At 73.2% G+C, this 18,456-nt stretch carries 15 protein-coding genes; 10 read left to right on the top strand and 5 right to left on the bottom strand.

The genetic code is table 11. From position 1 onward, the window contains the following. Positions 1-129: 129 nt before the first annotated feature. From aspT to AB0G01_RS29850, 5 genes are all read left to right on the top strand, one after another. A complete protein-coding gene (gene aspT, locus AB0G01_RS29870) occupies positions 130-1,779 on the top strand; it encodes an aspartate-alanine antiporter (protein WP_360952250.1) in 1,650 nt (549 codons plus the stop codon). 80 nt (positions 1,780-1,859) lie between these two features. After that, complete coding sequence (locus AB0G01_RS29865) at positions 1,860-2,726, top strand: alpha/beta hydrolase (protein WP_360952247.1); 867 nt, start codon at positions 1,860-1,862, stop codon at positions 2,724-2,726. A 54-nt stretch (positions 2,727-2,780) separates the two neighbouring features. Next, positions 2,781-4,169 carry an adenylosuccinate lyase family protein gene (locus tag AB0G01_RS29860; protein ID WP_360952244.1) on the top strand — a complete coding sequence of 463 codons (1,389 nt, stop codon included), beginning with the start codon at positions 2,781-2,783 and terminating at the stop codon, positions 4,167-4,169. A gap of 75 nt (positions 4,170-4,244) precedes the next feature. Then, complete coding sequence (locus AB0G01_RS29855) at positions 4,245-4,688, top strand: hypothetical protein (RefSeq protein ID WP_360952241.1); 444 nt, start codon at positions 4,245-4,247, stop codon at positions 4,686-4,688. Between the two features lie 130 nt (positions 4,689-4,818). Further along, the gene (locus AB0G01_RS29850) at positions 4,819-4,965 is read left to right on the top strand and encodes a DUF1059 domain-containing protein (RefSeq protein WP_360952238.1); all 147 of its coding nucleotides are present in this window, start codon (positions 4,819-4,821) and stop codon (positions 4,963-4,965) included. 106 nt (positions 4,966-5,071) lie between these two features. On the opposite strand, the gene AB0G01_RS29845 is transcribed toward AB0G01_RS29850, so the two are convergent. Both AB0G01_RS29845 and AB0G01_RS29840 read right to left on the bottom strand, forming a co-directional pair. Then, complete coding sequence (locus AB0G01_RS29845; protein ID WP_360952235.1) at positions 5,072-6,106, bottom strand: serine hydrolase domain-containing protein; 1,035 nt, start codon at positions 6,104-6,106, stop codon at positions 5,072-5,074. 336 nt (positions 6,107-6,442) lie between these two features. Next, a complete protein-coding gene (locus tag AB0G01_RS29840; RefSeq protein WP_360952232.1) occupies positions 6,443-7,006 on the bottom strand; it encodes a hypothetical protein in 564 nt (187 codons plus the stop codon). A gap of 372 nt (positions 7,007-7,378) precedes the next feature. Here AB0G01_RS29840 and AB0G01_RS29835 point away from each other — a divergent pair, with 372 nt between their 5' ends. Continuing rightward, positions 7,379-8,053: a MerR family transcriptional regulator gene (locus AB0G01_RS29835; protein ID WP_360952229.1), complete on the top strand. Its 675-nt coding sequence runs from the start codon at positions 7,379-7,381 to the stop codon at positions 8,051-8,053. 99 nt (positions 8,054-8,152) lie between these two features. Continuing rightward, a complete protein-coding gene (locus tag AB0G01_RS29830) occupies positions 8,153-9,682 on the top strand; it encodes a BBE domain-containing protein (protein ID WP_360952226.1) in 1,530 nt (509 codons plus the stop codon). Here AB0G01_RS29830 and AB0G01_RS29825 read toward each other — a convergent pair. Continuing rightward, on the bottom strand, positions 9,652-10,143 hold the full coding sequence (locus AB0G01_RS29825) for a response regulator transcription factor (RefSeq protein WP_360952223.1): 492 nt from the start codon (positions 10,141-10,143) through the stop codon (positions 9,652-9,654). The genes AB0G01_RS29830 and AB0G01_RS29825 overlap by 31 nt on opposite strands. A gap of 194 nt (positions 10,144-10,337) precedes the next feature. Between AB0G01_RS29825 and AB0G01_RS29820 the strand changes: the two genes are divergently transcribed. Next, positions 10,338-11,882 carry an aminotransferase class III-fold pyridoxal phosphate-dependent enzyme gene (locus AB0G01_RS29820; protein ID WP_360952220.1) on the top strand — a complete coding sequence of 515 codons (1,545 nt, stop codon included), beginning with the start codon at positions 10,338-10,340 and terminating at the stop codon, positions 11,880-11,882. Between the two features lie 809 nt (positions 11,883-12,691). Here the strand turns inward: AB0G01_RS29820 and AB0G01_RS29815 are convergent. Further along, positions 12,692-13,921: an acyl-CoA dehydrogenase family protein gene (locus AB0G01_RS29815; RefSeq protein ID WP_360952217.1), complete on the bottom strand. Its 1,230-nt coding sequence runs from the start codon at positions 13,919-13,921 to the stop codon at positions 12,692-12,694. A 192-nt stretch (positions 13,922-14,113) separates the two neighbouring features. Here AB0G01_RS29815 and AB0G01_RS29810 point away from each other — a divergent pair, with 192 nt between their 5' ends. After that, positions 14,114-15,208 carry an NAD(P)/FAD-dependent oxidoreductase gene (locus AB0G01_RS29810; RefSeq protein ID WP_360952214.1) on the top strand — a complete coding sequence of 365 codons (1,095 nt, stop codon included), beginning with the start codon at positions 14,114-14,116 and terminating at the stop codon, positions 15,206-15,208. 68 nt (positions 15,209-15,276) lie between these two features. On the opposite strand, the gene AB0G01_RS29805 is transcribed toward AB0G01_RS29810, so the two are convergent. Beyond that, entirely contained in the window at positions 15,277-17,052 is a 1,776-nt protein-coding gene (locus AB0G01_RS29805; RefSeq protein WP_360952211.1) for an AMP-binding protein, read from the bottom strand. 156 nt (positions 17,053-17,208) lie between these two features. Between AB0G01_RS29805 and AB0G01_RS29800 the strand changes: the two genes are divergently transcribed. Further along, a complete protein-coding gene (locus AB0G01_RS29800; protein ID WP_360952208.1) occupies positions 17,209-18,450 on the top strand; it encodes a DegT/DnrJ/EryC1/StrS family aminotransferase in 1,242 nt (413 codons plus the stop codon). The last annotated feature ends 6 nt before the right edge of the window (positions 18,451-18,456 follow it).

The following is an 18,456-nucleotide window of genomic DNA, read 5'->3' as shown; positions in this document are numbered from 1 at the left end:
GCCGGGCCGGGGCATAGTCCGAACGGGAGGTGCGCACGTGGGCACACCGGAGCGGTCGGCGGGCGCGGTAACCGCAGCGCCGTGCTCCGGGACGACGACCGACCGGGACTCCCGGTGTGAGGCGGGGACATGGACTGGGTGCGGGAGCTGTTGCGGTCGACACCGGAGATCGCGCTCTTCGCGTGCCTGGCCCTGGGATACCTGGTGGGCAAGCTGCGGGTCGGCCCGATCCGGCTGGGCGGCATCTGCGGCACGCTGATCGTGGCGCTGCTCGTCGGGCTGCTCGGGGTCTCCCTCGACGACCAGGTGCGGACGATCGCGTTCGCGCTGTTCATCTTCGCCCTCGGGTTCGGCGGCGGGCCGCAGTTCTTCGCCAACCTGAACCGGTCCGGGCTCAAGCTCGGGGTGCTGTCGCTGGTCGAGGCGGTCACGGTGGTGGCGCTGGTGCTCGTGCTGGCCTCCGCGCTGGACCTGGACGTCGGCACGGCGTCGGGCATCCTCGCGGGCGCGGCCACCGAATCGGCGGTCGTCGGCACCGCGACCGAGGCCATCGGCAAGCTCGGGCTGCCCGGCGGGACCGCGGCGGCGTTCCAGGGCAACGTGGCCACCGCCTACACCGTCTGCTACCTGTTCGGGCTGATCACCATCGTGCTGTTCACCAGCGGACTCGCGCCCGCCCTGATGAAGATCGACCTGCGCGCCGCGTCGCGGGCGCTGCTGCACCGGCTCGGCGGTGACGACGCCGAGGAGGGCACCGCGCCCGCCCTGCCGGGGCTGGTCGGGCGCGCCTACCAGGTCGACCAGGCCGCCGGGCGGACCGTCGCGCAGGTCGAGCGGTCGTTGCCGGGCCGGGCGACCGTGGAGCGGGTGAGCCGGGGCGGCGGCGACCCGACGCCGGGACCGGACCTGGTGCTGGCGGCCGGCGACGTGGTCGTGGTGGTCGGCGAGCGGGCCGCGCTGGTGGAGGCGGAGAACGTGATCGGGGTGGAGCGGACGCTCCCGGAGGCCAAGGTCGCGCTGGAGACCCGCGAGGTCGTGATGACCTCGCCCGAGCAGCCGGTGAGCGCGCTGCGCAGCCACGGCGTGTTCCTGACCTCGCTGTCCCGTGGTGAGCACCGGATGCCGTTGACCGACTCGACGGCGGTGCGGCGCGGTGACGTGCTGACCGTCGTGGGCAGCCCGTCGGACGTGGAGGAGGCGACCAGGCGCATCGGCTACGCCGTGCCGCGCACCCTCGCCACGGACTTCGTCTACCTGGGGCTGGGCGTCACGCTCGGCATGCTGATCGGCAAGCTCACGATCCACCTGGGGTCGGTGCCGCTGTCGCTGGGCACGGGCGGCGGTGCGCTGGTCTCCGGGCTGGTGTTCGGCTGGTTCCGCTCGCGGCACAAGTCGGTCGGCAGCTTCCCGCCGGCCGCCGCGACGCTGACCAAGGACCTCGGGTTGGCAACGTTCATCGCGGCCACCGGCCTGGCCGCCGCGCCGCAGGCCGGGCCGCTGCTCAAGCAGTACGGGGTGCTGCTGCCCTTCGCCGGGATCGGGATGGTGCTGGTGCCCGCGCTGCTGTCGCTCTACCTCGGCCGGCGGCTGCTCAAGATCGAGCCGCCGATCCTGATCGGCGCGATCGCGGGCCAGCAGTGCAGCACGCCGGCGATCTCGGCGGTGACCGGCGTGGCGGGCAACTCCGTACCGCTGATCGGGTACACCGTCACCTACGCGATCTCCAGCATCCTGCTGCCGCTGACCGGGCCGGTCGTGGTGGGGTTGATCGGCGGATGAGCGGTCACCGCCGCCGGACGACGCCACCCGGGGCCCGCCCGCCGCTACAGTCGCCCTCGGACCGGAGGGAGGGTGCGGTCATGGGTGATCTCCACACCCAGGGGGTGGCGGGTTTGGCCCCGGTCGGCGGCGGGCGCGAGCTGCACTACGTGGAGCTGCCCGGTCCGGGCGACGACGTGCCGACCGTGGTGTTCGAGGCGGGCATGGCGGCGACGCGCTCGTACTGGTCGCTGGTGCAGCCGCTGGTGGCGCGGTGGGCGCGGGCGGTGGCCTACGACCGGGCGGGGCTGGGGCGCAGCGCGCCGGATTCCGGGCCGCGCGGGGTCGACCGGCTCGCGGCGGACCTCAACGCGCTGCTCGACCACCTCGGGCCCGGACCGTTCGTGCTGGTCGCGCACAGCGGCGGCGGGCCGGTCGTGCGGGTCGCGGCGGCCGACCGGCCCCTGCGCATCGCCGGGATCGTGCTGGTGGACACCACCGACGAGGCGTGCGACCCGCTGTTCGGCAGGACGTTCCAGCGAGCCGGGAAGGTGGTGCAGGGGGTCAGCGCGCTGCTCGCCCGGGTCGGGCTGCTCGCGTTCGCGTTCCGCGCCCACGTGCGCGCGTTCCCGCCGGACGTGGCCGCCGAGGTCCGCGCGGAGGCGTTCACGCCGCGCGCGATGCGCACGCGCGGCCGGGAGCTCGCCGTGCTGGTCGCGGCGACCACCGCGTTCCGGGACCGGCCGCCGGTGCTGCCCGTCGACATCCCGGTCACCTCGATCTCGGGGGTGCTCGCGGATCGCGGCATGTCGAAGAGCGTCCGGCGGGCCGCCACCGAGTCCCACCGGTTCCGCGCGGACCGGTCCGCGCGCGGCCGGCACGTCCTCGCGCACGCCTCCGGGCACAACGTGGTGATCACCGAACCCGGGCTGATCGCCGACGAGGTCCGCCGGCTGCTGCACCGGTAGACCGGGGACGTCCCGGGCCGACGGGCGGCGGGAACCGTCGGTACCGTGGCCCGGGTGACCGGTCGAGATGTCGATTCCGCGTTGTTGTCCCCGGTGTGGGCGGGGAGCGGCGCGCCGCTGTCCGACGAGGCCTGGCTGGCCGCGCTGCTCGAAGCCGAGGTGGCGCTGGTCGCGGCCCAGGCCGAGCTCGGCGTGGTGCCGGAGTCGGCGGCCCGGGTGATCGCCTCGGTGGCGGCCTCGGTGCGGCTGGACGTCGTGGACATCGCGCTGCGCTCGCGCGAGACCGCCAACCCCGTCGTCGCCCTCGTGCACGACCTCACCGCCGCCGTCGCGGAGGTCGACCCGGCCGCCGCCGACCACGTCCACCGCGGCGGGACCAGCCAGGACATCCTCGACTCGGCCGCCATGCTGCTCGCCGCGCGCACCCTGCACCGGGTGGACGCCGACCTGGTCGAGTGCGCCCGCGCGCTGGCCGGGCTCGCCGAGGAGCACCGGGGGACGGTCCTGGCCGGCCGCACGCTCGCCCAGCACGCCGTGCCGATCACCTTCGGGCTCAAGGCCGCCGGGTGGCTGGCGGGCGTGCTGGACGCCTCCGACCGGGTCCGGCGGACCGCCGCCGAGCTCCCGGCGCAGCTCGGCGGCGCGGCGGGCACGCTGGCCGGCTACGAGGAGTACGCGGGCGAGCGCGGCCACGGCGTGCGGCTGGCCCGGCACTTCGCGGCCCGGCTCGGCCTGCGCGCACCCGACCTGCCCTGGCACAGCCGGCGCACCCCGCTGCTCGACCTGGGGTGGGCGCTGACCGCGGTGACCGGCGCGCTGGGCAAGATCGCGCTCGACGTGCAGGTCCTGTCGCGCACCGAGATCGGCGAGCTCGCCGAACCCGCGGCGGACGGTCGGGGCGGGTCCTCGGCGATGCCGCAGAAGCGCAACCCGGTGCTGGCCACCCTGCTGGTCTCGGCCGCCCGGACGGTCCCCGCGCAGGCGTTGGTGCTGGGGCAGGCGATGCTCGCCGAGGACGAGCGCGCGCCCGGCACGTGGCACTCGGAGTGGCAGCCGCTGCGGGAGGCCCTGCGCACCGCCGCCGGGGCGGCGCGCACCGCCGTGACGCTGCTGGACGGGCTGGAGGTGTTCCCGGCGCGGATGCGGGCGAACCTGGAGCTGACCGGCGGGGCGATCGTGGCCGAGCGGGTCACCGCGGCGCTCGCCCCGCGCCTGGGCAAGGCCGGTGCGAAGGCCCTGCTCGGCCGGCTCACCCGCGAGGCGGCGGCGAGCGGCCGGCCGTTCGCCGAGCTGCTGCGCGAGGTCCCCGAGCTGGACCGGGACGCGGCGCAGGACCTGCTCGACCCGGCGCACTACCTGGGCGCGGCCGATGACCTGGTCGACCGGGTGCTCGCGCGGTACCGCGAGCACGGCCGAGGCGGCCCGCCCGACCGTCCACAATAGACAAGAATTGTCCACTGTGGACGGCAAGTCGAGGCCGGTTCCCCGTCGACCCCGAAAGTCGATAACATCGGGCAGATGACGTTACGCGGCACGAGCGCGATCACGGCCACCCTCCTCCTGCTGGTGGCGGCCTGCGGCTCCGAACAACCGTCCGACACCCCGGAAAGCGTGCTGTCCGCGCTGGCCAAGGCCGGCAACGACCGCGACGACGAGACGATCCGCAAGCTGGTGTGCCCGGAGGAGTGGCGGGAGGACCTGACCTTCGCCGCCACCAAGAGCGCGGCCGTCGACGAGGACCCGAACCTCAAGGACCTCACCTACCGGTTCACCGACAGCGGCGTCAAGGACAAGACCGACACCACGGCGACCGGGCGGCTGGACGTGGAGGTGGAGGGGGTGCCCGACGGCTCGTCGTCGGTGCTCGACCGGCTGGCGGCACCGCTGCCGATCGCCCTGTACAGCCCCGACCAGAACATCGGGCTGGTGAAACGGGACGGCGGCTGGGTGGCGTGCCGCTGACCGCCGCCCCGGTGGCGGAGACCCCGAAGGGGCACCCCGAACGCACCCGGCGCGCGGATGTGCGGAACCCGGTCGACAACCGCGCCGCCGTCAGTACAGTCGGCACCGGAGACCGGTCACGGAGGAAGCGATGAAGCGGAACATCACCTGCCCCTGCGGCGAGCACATCACCGGCCAGGACGAGGACGACCTCGTGGCGAAGACCCGGCAGCACCTCAAGGAGAACCACCCCGGCCACGACTACTCGCGCGACGAGATCCTCTTCATGGCCTACTGAGCCACTACCGCACCCCCGGCCGGTCGGGCGCGTCGGCGGCGGGCTGCCGGCGCGCGCACCGACCGAGGACGGTCCCACCGGCGAGGAGCACCGCGCCCGGCCCGGTTCAGGCGGCGCAGCGCCAGAAGTCCTCCAGCCAGCCGGGCGCGACCGGGCTGTCCGCGCCGACCTGGGTCAGCAGGATCGCGATCGTGCCGGTGGACGGCACGACGTGCGCGGAGGTCCCCGTGCCGCCGACCCAGCCGTAGCGCCCCGGCACGTGCCACGGGTCGACCGGGGCGATGTCGACCGACCCGCCCATCCCCCACCCCTGGCCCTCCAGGAACAGCGCGCCGATCGCGCGGTGGGCCGGGGTGGTGTGGTCGGTGGTCATGAGGCGCACGGACTCGGCGGACAGCACCCGGCGACCGCCGAGCTCGCCACCGGCGAGCAGCATCCGGGCGAAGGCGTACCAGTCGTCGACGGTGCCGACCAGGCCACCGGACCCCAGCGGGAAGGCGGGCGGCGTGCTCCACGGGCCGTCCGGGCCGTCCGCGAGCCGGAGGCCGGCACCGTCCGCCCGGTAGGCGCTGGTGAACCGGTCGCGGTCGGCGGCCGGCACGGAGAACCCGGTGTCGGTCATCCCGAGCGGGGCGAACACCCGCTCGGCGAGGAATTCGGGCAGTGTTCCGCCGGACGCCCTGGCGATCAGCGCGCCCTGCACCGCCGAGCAGGTGTCGTAGAGCCAGGACTCGCCGGGGTGGTGCAGCAGCGGCACCCGGGACAGCTCGGCCAGCCACACGTCCGTGGCCGGGAACGACCGGGGCTCGCGCCCGTCCCGCTGCACCGCGCCCAGGGCCCGCACGGCGGGCAGCGAGAAGTCCGACGCGAACCCGAAGCCGGCCTGCGAGGTGAGCAGGTCGAACACCGTGATCGGGCGGGCCGCCGGCACCACGTCGTCGACCGCGCTCCCCGGCGTGCGCACGACCACGGGCGCGGCGAGCTCGGGCAGCCACCGGCCGACCGGGTCGTGCAGCCCGACCCGCCCGTCCTCCACCAGCACCAGCAGCCCGGCCGCCGTGACGGGCTTGGTGATCGAGGCGAACCGGAAGAGCGACTCCCGGGTCATCGGCGACGTGCCCTCGACGTCGACCGCACCCACCGCCGCGAATTCGACCCGGTCGCCCCGGGCACGAGCGCCACCGCGCCGGGCAGCGCGCCGGCGGCGACGTGCGAACGCAGGACGTTGTGCAGATCGGCCATCGGACCCCCCTCGACACGTGCACGCTAGTCCAGCCGGCGGCGGTGTGGTGGGCCGGACGGCCGGAGCAGCGGTGCACCGTCCACAGTGGAGGTTCACGGCCAGATGCTGGCAGCCGCTGTCCGGCCGGATCGGCAGCAGCATCAGCACGATCCGCGCGGCGGGAGACTCCCGGCCCCCGCCGCACTCGCGCTCGTCCGCGATCCGCGGTGTGAACCGGGCGTCTCGCCCCGAGCATCAGCCGAGGATGAACTTCTCCCAGGCGTCGATCGCCCCGGATCGTGCCCGCAGCACGTTGGTGTAGTGCCCCGTGTACCCCAACTCCGCCGACACGAACAAGCCGTTCGCGGCGCGCAGGGCGTACCGCTGCTCGGACTCGCTGTAGAGCAGGTCGAACTGCTCCCACGCGCCCACCTCGACAGCACGGGCACGAAGGATTCCGGCGGTACCTCCCGGGTAGTCGAGCTCCGCCGACACGTAACCGTTGTTGGCGTTGGACCTGATCGACCACTTGCCCGCGGCCGAGTCGTAGGCGAAGGTGAACTGCTCCCAGGCGTCGACCGTCGTCGATCTGGCGCGCAACACCGCGTAGTCACCGGAGCGGTAGTCGAGTTCCGCCGACACGTACCGGCCGCCGGCGGCCGAGTAGAGGTATTGCGCGGCCACCCGCACCTCACCTCCCTCGACGAGCTGCCAGCCGGCGGGCACGGCGGCGGTGGTGGCCGCCGCGACGGGCTGTGCCAGTCCGAACGCCGCCACGGCCGCCAGCAGAGCGGCCGAGAACTTCAGGGCCAATCGCATGAATCCCCCTGCGCCAGAAGGTTTTCCGACCGGCTTCCCCGGTCGGAGGCGACACGCTAGGGGCGACCGGCACCGGCGGCCAAGGATCTGTGAAAACCACTACCCCGCCGGGTCAACCACCGACGCGGAGGTGGACCGGACGGGGCAGCGGTGCGCCGCCGAGTCCGGTTCACCAGCCTCCGGCAGGAGCGCGAGGAGCAGGCGGGCAGCCGGATCGCACCCACCACGACAGCCCTGCGCCACTTCCGGACAGCGGCCGTGATCTTCGCGCCGAGATCACTCACGGTAGCCGAACTCGCTCGACGTTCCGCCCATCGAGTTAGGTAAGGCTAAGCTTGCAACTTCAAGCCGACTTGATGTCAAATGAGTCATATGGACGAAGCTTCGGTGCGCATCGGAGAAGCCGCCGCTCTCTACGGTCTGACCCCGTCCACCCTGCGGTGGTGGGAGAAGCAGGGCGTGCTGGAACCACCCGCCCGCGACGGCGGCAGACGGTCGTACCGCAACCACGACCTGCGCCGGATCGGGCTCGCCTACCTGTGCTGCGTCACCGGCCGGATGCTGCTCGACGACGCCGCCGTGGTCGCCTCCGGCACCAGCGACCTCGACGCATGGCAGCAGACCGTGCGCGACCAGGTCGCCCGGCTGGAACGCCAGATGGCCGAACTCCGGGCCGCCCACGACTACCTCAACAACCTCCTGCGCTGCTCCGACGACGACATCGCGCAGTGCCGCTACCTCGACCTCGAACTCATCTCCCGCACCCCGCGCGGCCGGGCCGGGCAGCAGGACCTGGTGGCCGCCGCCCGCGCGGCGACCGCGATCGCCCCCTGCCCGGTCCCGGAATCGTCACCGCCGCGCCGTGATGAAATCCCGCCCGAGCCGGTGGAGGAGGGCGAACCCACGTGCGAGATCTGCGCACAACCGGTGATCCGGCTCTCCCGGGGCCGGCCCCGCCGCTACTGCTCGCACGCCTGCCAGCAGCGCGCCTACCGCCGTCGCAAGCGCCACACCGGGAAGAAAGCACGCCGCGCCGCACACAACTGAGGTTCTACAACTCCGCGCCGGGTCCGGCCTGCCGACCGGTGAAATCCTACGACCTTTGGCGAATTGTGTTGCCGCGCAACGGATCGCGATACTCGCCGGGTGAACGGGCATACGCAGCGGGAGCTTCCCGGTGGACCGGACCAGATCGTGGTCACCCCGGAGGACCCCCGATACGAGCAGCTCATCCGGGGCGAGAACTACCGGTTCGTGGCGAAGCCGGACTACATCCGGCTCGCCCGCACGGCGTCGGACGTGGAGCGGGCCGTCGCCGACGCGGTGGCGGCCGGCAAGCGCCTGGTCGTGCGGTCCGGCGGCCACTGCGGCGAGGACTTCGCCGCCAACCCCGACGTCGAGGTGATCATCGACCTGTCGCTGCTCACCGACGTCCGGTTCGACCCCGACCGCGACGCCTTCCTCATCGAACCCGGCGCGACCCTCGGCCGCATCTACGGCACCCTGCTCAAGGACTGGGGCGTCACCATCCCGGCCGGCACGTGCATGTCCGTCGCGGCGGGCGGGCACATCAGCGGCGGCGGCCTCGGGCCGATGTCCCGGCAGTTCGGCCTGACCGTGGACCACCTCGAAGCCGTGGAGGTGGTCGTGGTCGCCGAGGACGGCTCGGTGTCCTCGGTCATCGCCACCCGGGACGAGGACGACCCCCACCACGACCTCTGGTGGGCGCACACCGGCGGCGGCGGCGGAAACTTCGGCGTGGTCACCAAGTACTGGCTGCGCACACCGGGCGTGACCAGCACCGACCCGGCCGACCTGCTGCCCCGCCCGCCGGCCCTGCTGCACGTGGCGAAGGTGTCCTGGCCGTGGGAGCGGCTCACCGAGTCCGCGTTCCACCGCCTGGTCCGCAACTTCCTCGACTGGCACCTGGCCAACAGCGACGTGGACACGCCCTTCGCCGGGCTCTACGCGTACCTGGAGTGCTTCCACCGCTGCAACGGCACCGTCACGCTGACCGTGCAGGCGTCCTCCGACATGCCCGACGCCACCGGGGTGCTGACCCGGTTCCTCGACGCCGTCGGCGACCGGGTGGGCGTCACCCCGGCCGTCACCCGGATCGACCTGCCGTGGCTCGCCGCCGCCTGGTACCTCACCCCGCCGGACAGCGGGCCCGGCGCGATCGGCGTGCGGCGCAAGGTGAAGTCGGCCGACCTGCGCGCCGCCCACACCGACGAGCAGATCGCCACCGTGTACCGGCACCTCACCGGGCCGGCGATCACGGGCATGGGGTACGTCGAGTACATGGGCTACGGCGGGGTGGTCAACGCCGTGCCGTCCGAGGCCACCGCGCGGGCCGACCGGCGCACCCTCGTCAAGACCTTCTACAACACGTTCTGGACCGACCCGGCGGACGACGACGCCCACCTCGGGTGGCTCCAGGAGATGTACCGCGACATCCACCGCGAGTCCGGCGGCGTGCCCGTGCCCGGCGAGGCCAACACCGGGGCGTACATCAACTACCCGGACGTCGACCTCGCCGATCCGAACTGGAACACCTCGGGGGTGCCGTGGCACACCCTGTACTACGGGGCCAACTACCCGCGCCTACAGCGGATCAAGGCCGCGTGGGACCCCCGGAACGTGTTTCACCACGCCCTGTCCGTCCGGCCCGCCTGAGCCGGGCCGGAGTCGGGTGGCCTGCGGGGCAGCGGAACCTGCACCGGGCCGCCCGACACCAGCCCCCGGCGCATCGCCACCACCACCGCGCCGGTGCGGTCGGCCACCCCCAGCTTGCGGTAGATCATGTGCAGGTGGGCCTTCACGGTCTGCTCCGCGATGTGCAGGGTCCGGCCGATCCGCCGGTTCGACAACCCCTGGGCGAGCAGCACCAGCACCTCGCGCTGACGTCCCGTGAGCGCCAGCTTCTCCTGGGCGGCGGTGATCTCCTCCGACACCGGCAGAGGTCGCGGGGGCTGCGGCCATCCTCGGTGGCGCGGCAGGTCCCCGCGCGCCGAGCGGGCGAGGTCCCCGAGTTCCTGCAACCGCACCAGCATCTCGTCGATCACCGACAGGGCGGTCTGCGTGCGTTCCTGCCGCCACGGCCCGGTCGGCGGCAGGCCGGATGCGCCGTTGGTCATCCCCGATCCCTCCTCTGGACGAGCACGGTGTACCGAAGCCGATCTTCGCCTTCCACCTTCGCAGCCCGGGGCGCGGCCACACCATGGCCGATGGTGGGGTGAAGACCTACGACCCGAGGTCTAGTCCCGTTGTCGGCGGGCTCCGGACGTGGCAGGAATGGAGACATCCCCGACCATTCACCGAAGAGGTGGACATGGCATCCTCAACCGTCCAGCCGGTGCACGCCGACGCAGTGCTGACCCGGTGGCTGACCGACATGGGTCTCGGCGTGGAGTACACCCGGGCCGAGGGCGACACCCTCTACCACCTGGCCGACGACGGCACCGAGACCGCCGTGCTCGACCTCGCGTGCGGGTTCGGCTCGCTCATCTTCGGCCACCACCACCCGGAGCTCGTGGCGCACGCGAAAGCCGTGCTGGACTCCGGTTTCCCGGTGCACGCGCAACTCTCGCTCCAGCCGCACGCGGCGCGGATCGGCGCGGAGCTGAACCGGATCATCCAGCGCGAGACCGGGTCCGCCGACCACTACACCGCCGTGTTCGCGAACAGCGGCGCGGAGGCGGTCGAAATTTCCATGAAGCACGCCGAACTCGAACGGCGGGGTCGGATCTCGGCGCTGCTGGAGGAGATCGCCGAGCACGTCGAGCAGGCCAGGGTCGCGGTCGGCGCGGGCCGGGCGGTGCTCGCCCCGGACCTGTCCCACGACGTCGACGACGTGGTGCGGGAGGTCGAGCGGTGGAACGCGGAACGGCTCGCGCTGTCCCCGGTGTTCCTGACGTTGGAGGGTGCCTTCCACGGCAAGTTGGTGGGCAGCGTGCAGTTGACCCAGAACGAGAGCTGGCGCAGCCCGTTCGCGTCCCTCGCCCCGTCCGCGCGGTTCCTGCCCGTGGACCGGCCGGAGGTGCTCGCGAAGACCGTCGAGGAGGTGCGGGAGAACGTGCTCGACGTCGTCGTGGAGGACGGCGTGGTGCGCCTCGTGACGCGCGACTTCCCCGTGGTGGGCGCGATCTTCGTGGAACCCATCCGGGGCGGGGCCGGGATGCGACCGGTCACGCGCGAGCTCGCGGAGGAGATCGCGAAGCTCGGCGAGGCGCTGGGCTGCCCGGTGGTGGTGGACGAGGTGCAGAGCGGGATGGGCCGGTCCGGCGCGTTCCTGGCCAGCTCGCACATGGGTTTGCGCGGTGACTACTACACGCTGGCCAAGAGCATCGGCGGCGGGATCGCGAAGAGCTCGGTCGTGCTCATCCGCCAGGACCGGTTCCGGCCGGTGTTCGAGGTGATCCACAGCTCGACGTTCGCCAAGGACGGCTTCTCGGGCGCGATCGCGCTCAAGGTGCTGGAGATGCTGGAGGCGGACGGCGGCGCGGCCTACCGGAAGGCGGCCGACCTGGGCGCGCGGCTGCTCGGCGTGCTGGAGGGGGTGCGGGACGACTTCCCGGAGGTCGTCTCGGGAGTGCACGGGATCGGCCTGATGCTGGCGCTGGAGGTGCACGAGCAGACCGCATCGCCGGCGGCGGAGATCCGGGAGCCGGCCGAGGCAGGCGTCCTGGGGTACGTTCTGGCCGGGTACCTGTTGCGGGAGCACCGGATTCGGGTGCTGCCGGCGGGACCTGCGTGGAACTCGGTGCGGTTCGAGCCGTCGATCAACCTGACGGACGAGGACGTGGCGCGCATCGACACCGCACTTCGCGCCCTGTGCACTATCCTGCGGGACGCGGACGGGGGACGCCTGCGCTGACGCAGTAGCGGCAGACTACGCACGATCGGGTGGTGGAGCCCGGAAAACGTACGGTAACGGTGTTCCGGTCACTCGGTGAGATATAGATCGCCGCGAACACCCCACCACTCCTCAACACCCCCGACCGCCCACCCCTGATCCGCTCCCACTCCCCACTGCCCCGGCACGCTTCCCGACCGCAGCCGGTTAACCCACAGCCAGCCGCCCGCATCCGCCCGCGTCCAGCCGCCTGGCCCACAGCCGGCCCGCAGTCAGCCAGCCCACAGCCGGTTGGTTTGCAGCCGGTTGGTTTGCAGCCGGGCGCGTCCGGCGGCGGGCGCGGAACCGGGGTCACTGGCGGTCGCGCGGGACAGCGACCGCCAGTGCGGGACCGGGGCCACCGGCACGAGCGGGGAGACGGGCAGAGCATCCGGCGGGGAGCCGGGCACAAGGCCGGGCAAGGAACCGGAACGAACCGCAGCGCGCGCCGGATGTGGCATTCGGCGCGCGCTGCGGCGTGTGGTGGAGCAGGGCGGTGCGGTACTGGCGGCGCGGCGCTGGCTGCGCCGGGACGGGCAGCGCCGCATGGGGCGGAACAACCACAGGTAGCGGGGCGGGCTCGGCTTGGCGCGGCCGGGTCGTGTGGCGAAGCCGGCGCGGCAAGTGTGGCTCGGCGCGGTGCGGCTCGGCCGGCGCGGCGAGTGTGGCGCGGCGCGGTGTGGCACGGCTCGGCCGGCGCGGCTCGGTGTGATGCGGCTCGGCTCGGCTTGGTGTGATGCGGTAGGTGCGTGGCAGAGGGCGTGGTGGGGTGCGTGATCAGGGTTTGTGGGTCAGGCTTCCTCGTACGGGCGTTCGGTGAGTTCGAAGCTCCACGGCAGGCCGAGGGCCCAACGGCCCAGGAGTTGGCGGGTGACGAACCTCGTCGGCGGGTGGTAGCGGGCCGCGTGGACGTCTCGGATCAGGCGGGAGGCCGGGCCGGTGGCCGCGTAGGAGGCGACGCCCACCAGTTCCGATGCCAGTTCCACCGCCCTGATCGCGATGTCCACCGACTGGTGCCGCAGGGCGAGCATCGCGGGGGTCAGGTTGCGCGGGTCAAGCTTGTGCTCGTCGATCAAGCCTGCCAGGCGGGCGCAGGCCGCGTCCAGCGGGAGGAGTTCGGTCAGGATGTCGCCCAGTGCCGACTGGAACGACGGCAGGGACGCGCGGGTCGTGCCCAGGTGGCTGATCTTGGAGTTGGACAGCGCCGCGCGCGCCTGGTCCACCGCCGCCGACGCCACGCCCAGGTAGCACGCGGTCGCGGTGGTGCAGAACCACGCGTTGCCGGCGGCGAACACCTCGTCGCCCACGCCGCCGGGCGGGCCCCGGTGGACGATCAGGTCGTCGGGGATCGGGCAGTCGACCAGGCGGACGGTGTCGGACTCCGACGCCCTCATCCCCAGGGTGTTCCAGGTCCGGACGACCTCGATGCCGGGCGTGGCGGTCGGCACGATCGCCACCAGCAGGCTCTGCGGGCCGCCCGCCTCGTCGATCATCTGCAAGCACAGCACGTCGCTGCGCTCGGCCAGGGAGCACGGCACCTTGAGGCCGTTGACGACCCAGTGGTCGCCCTCGCGGCGCGCGGTGCAGTTGGACCGGGTCAGGCTGCCGCCCAGGCCCGGTTCGGCGAACGCCGACGCGACGATGTGGTTGCTCCGCGCGATGGACTCCAGCAGCCGCCACGACTCGTCGTTGTGGCGCAACCAGTGCTCGACCATGTACCCCATCGAGAACAGGTGCATGTTGAGGCCGATCGCCAACGCCGGGTCGACCGCGCCGATCCGGCGCTGCACGGCGCAGCACTCGGTGAGCGACGCACCGCCGCCGTGGAAGGTGGTGGGCACCGGCAGCGCCAGGTACCCGCAGTCCCGCAACGCCGCGACGCTGCGGTCGTCGAGGCGGCCCGCGCGGTCGTTGTCCTCGGTGTACGTGGCCAGCTCGGTGAGCACGCTCTCCGGCACCAGGTGGTCGGTACCCGGCCAGATCGCCGTCACGCCGCGCTGGTAGTCGTAGGCCTCGTCCAACGTCTTGCCTCCTCGGATCGGCCGGCCGCCACGGCGGTCGGCGCGGGGTGCGGACTCGTCGGCGCGGTGACCGGGTCGTCGCCGGCCCATTGCACCGCCGGGAATCCCGGCCGGACAACGGGTCTAGAACCTCCGGTGGTCAGCCGTGCGGCCAGGTTGCGCCGATCGCCGGGGGCTTGTCAGGGTGGCCCCATGACCAAGACCGCGGAGATCGCCGGAGCCGGGTTCGCCGGGCTCACCGCCGCCACCGAGCTGGCCCGCCGGGGCTGGCGCGTCCGGGTCCACGAGCGCGACGACCGGCCGCGCGCCCTGGGCGCGGGGATCTTCCTGTGGGACAACGGGCTGCGGGTCCTCGACGAGCTGGGCGCGCTGGCCCCGGTGCTGGCGCGCGGCTACGAGGCCCCGCTGTGGGAGGAGCGGGACGCGGACGGGACCAAGCTCGGTGACCGTCCACTCGGGACACCCCGGATGATCACGTTGACCCGCGGCGACCTGCTGCACGCGCTGCTGGCGGTGGCCGCCGATGCGGGGGTGGAGGTGCGGACGTCGTCCCGGGTGGTGGCCGCCGACCCCGAGGGCGCGCTGGTGACCTCCGACGGGCGGCGGTGGCCGGCCGACCTGGTGGTGGCGGCGGACGGGTTGCGCTCGGCGGCCCGCGACGGGCTCGACCTGGTGGAGCGGCACGAGCGGTTCGACTTCGGGCTCTACCGGTTCCTGGTGCCGATGCGACTCGTGCCCGAGCGCGCCGGCCGGTGGGCGAACTACGTGAACTACTGGGACCTCCAGGCGCGGCGGCGGGTGCTCTACGTGCCGTGCAACGACGAGGACCTGTACCTGCTGCTGGGTGCGCGGGTCGGTGACCGGGCCCTGGACACGCCCTTGGACGCCGCGACGTGGTGCGCGAGTTTCCCCGCGCTGCGACCGGTGTTGGCGGAACTGCCCGCCTCGCCCCGCTACGACCGCTACGAGGTGTTGAGCCTGCGGGCGTGGTCGTCGGGTCGCGTGGCGGTGGTGGGCGACGCGGCGCACGCGATGCCGCCGACGCTCGGTCAGGGCGCGGGAACGGCGATGATGAACGCCATCAACCTGGCCCGCACGGTGACCGACCACGACGACCTGCCGGCCGCGCTGCGCCTGTGGGAGGAGGAGAACCGGCCGGTCACCCGGCTCACCCAGGAGCAGTCGGTGGCCGGTGTGCGCACCCTGTTCCCGGAGCCGGGGCGCGGTCGCGACGGCTGGACGGAGGAGGCGGTGAGCATCGCCGGCACCCGACCCCGGTCGCGGTGACAGGACCGGGACCGGGACCGGAGCCGGGACCAGGGCCGGGGCCGGGCGCGCCGCCCGGCCCCGTCGCGTCACTCGGCCACCCGCGCCCGCAGGGCCTTCTTGTCGACCTTCCCGATCCCCACGTACGGCAGCGCGTCGACGGTCTCCAGGCGTTCGGGCAGCTTGTAGCGGGCCAGGCCGCGACCGGCCAGGAACCGGCGCAGTTCCACCAGGTCCGGCCGGGCGTCGCCGCTGGGCACGATCACCAGGCAGATCTCCTCGCCGTACCGGGGGTGGGGAGCGGCTACCGCCGCCGCCGCCGCCACGCCGGGGTGCTCGGCCGCCAGCAGGTCCAGTTCGGCCGCGGCGATCTTCTCGCCGCCCCGGTTGATGACGTCGCGGGTGCGGCCCTCGACGACCAGCGAGCCGGATTCGGTCTGCCGCACCAGGTCTCCGGTGCGGTAGAAGCCATCGGGGGTGAAGCAGACGGCGTCGGCGGCCGGGTCGTCGTAATACCCGGCGATGGTGTACGGGCCACGGGTCAGCAGTTCGCCCACCTCGCCGGGCCGCACGAGCAGGCCCGCGCCGTCCACGACGCGGATCTCGTCGGCGGGTGAGGCGGGCCGGCCCTGGGTGTCGAACGCGATGTCGTCCGGGTCGTCCAGCGCGGTGTAGCAGAGCAGGCCCTCGCTCATCCCGTAGCACTGCTGCACCCGGCAGCCCAGCGCGTCGGGCAGGCCGGCGACCTGGCCGCGCCGGGGGCGCGCGCCGCCGACCTGGACGACCTCCAGGCTGGAGAGGTCACGGGAGGTGCCGACGGCCGCCCACCGCTCGGCCAGGGCGGGCACGAGGGTGGTGTGGGTGACGCGTTCCCGCTCGACCAGCTCGAACGCGGCCTCGGGTTCGGCGGACGTCCCGAGCACGACCTTGCCGCCCTGCGCGAGGGTGCCGAGCACGCCGGGGCAGCCGAGGACGAACCCGTGCGTCACGGGCATCACGGCGAGGTACACCGAGCGCGCGTCGACGCCGGCGATGGAGGGCGTCTGCCGGAGCTGGTAGGCGTACCCCTGCTGCGAGCGCGGGATCACCTTGGGGGGTCCCGTGGTGCCGCTGGACAGCAGGCACAGCGCGACGTCGTCCACTGTGGACACCGGCGAGCTGTACCCGGGTTCGGGTCGGCACAGTTCGACCAGGTCCACGACGTCGTCCGCGCCGGTCGACAGGATGGTGCGGACGCCGAGCTCGCGGGCCAGGGCCAGGTGGTCGAACCGCGCGTGCTTGTCCGGCACGGCGACGGCCACCGGTGCCGCGACCCGCACCAGGTGCTCCAGTTCCAGGCGGCGCAACGACACCGGGGTCAGGATCGGCGGTGCTCCCAGGCGGGACAGGGCGAGGGTGAGCACGACCAGCTCGATGTCGTTGGGAAGCTGGACGACCACCCGGTCGCCGCGGGCGATCCCGAGTGCGGACAGCCGGGCGGCGGCGGCCCGCACGGCGTCGGAGAGCTGCGCGTGGGTCAGCCGCCGGTCGCCCGCGACGAGGGCCTCCTCGTCGAGACCGGGGTGCAGCACGAGTTCGTCGACCCGCTGCCGGCCCCACAGGCCCTCCCGCTCGTACTCGGCGGCCCGGTCGGCCGGGACGCGCACCACGGGCAGCGCCCGGCGGATGCGGTCGCTGAGCTCGCCGAGGGTGAAGTCGTGGGTGTCCCACAGGTCGACGGCCACGCCGTACCGCTTCGCCAGCCGGTTCTGCAACTCCACGGTTTCGGTCGAATCCAGCGCGAGGTGCGCCCGGATCCGCGCGTCGCGGGAGATTTCCGACTCCGCGACACCGAGTTCGCCCAACAGCGCCCGCAGTTGATCCATGATTCCGACGATAGGTGCGCCCGGTCGCGCGGTGAATCTCCCCCATGGTCGTAGAACCGACCCTATCCAACGGACACTGGCCCGCCGGGGCCGGTGCGCCCACGATCGAAGGGTCGAGCGGAGTCGCGAACAGCCGTTGGGGGAAGTGGCGCACACATGTCAACAGACCGCTATCTCGTTCCATATCCCGGACGTGGCAGCATCCTGGGAGCGGCCGAGGCCGCCGCCGTGTCCGCCGCCCTCGAATCCGACCAGCCGTTGTCCGCCGGCACGCACCGCGAGGCGTTCGAGCGGCGCTTCGCGGAGCTGACCGGCGTCCGGCACGCGCTGTCGGTCACCAGTGGCACGGTGGCGCTCCAGCTCGGCATCAGCCTGCTGGACCTGCAACCCGGCGACGAGGTCATCGCCACGCCGCAAACCTACAAGGCGACGCTGCAACCGCTGCTGGAATACCCGGTCCGGGTCCGGTTCTGCGATGTCGACGCGCGCACGCTGAACGCCGACCCGGCGTCGGTGGAATCGCTGATCACCCCGCGCACGCGGGCGATCCTGCTGGTGCACTACGGCGGGGTCACCGCCGACATGGACGCCATCATGCGCATCGCGCGCGAGCACGGCGTGCTCGTGCTGGAGGACTGCGCCCACGCGCTGGGCGGTTCCTACCACGGCCGGCGGCCGGGGTCGCTGGCCGACATCGCGTGTTTCAGCTTCCACTCCAGCAAGAACATCACCACGCTCGGCGAGGGCGGCATGGTGACCGTGCACCGCGACGACTGGGCGCACCGGCTGGACCTGATCCGCTCCAACGAGTCGGACAGCGTCTACGTCCGGCGGGTGGGCGCGCGCCAGGACCCGCCCGGCTGGATGCTGCACCCCGGTCGGGCGCACAGCCACGACTGCGCGCGCATCCGCCACCCCGGGACCAACGCGGTGCTGTCCGAGCCCGGCGCGGCGGTGGGTCTGGTGCAGCTCGACCGGCTGGACCACCTGATCGCGCGCCGGCGCGCGATCGCCGCGCGGATCGGCGAGGTGCTGGAGCGCTACCCGTTCGTGCGGATGATCGCCGAGCCCGAGGGCGTGGTGAACGCCTACCACCTGTACACGTTCTTCGTGGAGCCGGACGCCGGCATCACCCGCGACCAACTGGTGGACCGGTTGGAGCGCCAAGGCGTGGAGATGCGGTTGCGGTACTTCCCGCTGCACCTGCTGCCCGAGTGGCGGGCGCGCGGGCACCGGCCCGGCGAGTGCCCGACCGCCGAGCGGCTCTGGGCGCGCGAGCAGGTGAACCTGCCGTGCCAGCCGGTGCTGTCCGAGCGGCACGTGTCCCACCTGGTGCACGCGCTGGACCGGGTGCTGTCCACCGCGGACACCGCGAACCGGGCGCTGGCCCGCGCGTAGGGAGGA

This window comes from Actinosynnema sp. NPDC023587, from assembly GCF_040640215.1.
Lineage (GTDB): Bacteria > Actinomycetota > Actinomycetes > Mycobacteriales > Pseudonocardiaceae > Actinosynnema.
Note: the sequence above shows the minus strand (reverse complement) of the source record. Positions and strands in the feature narration are given on the sequence as shown.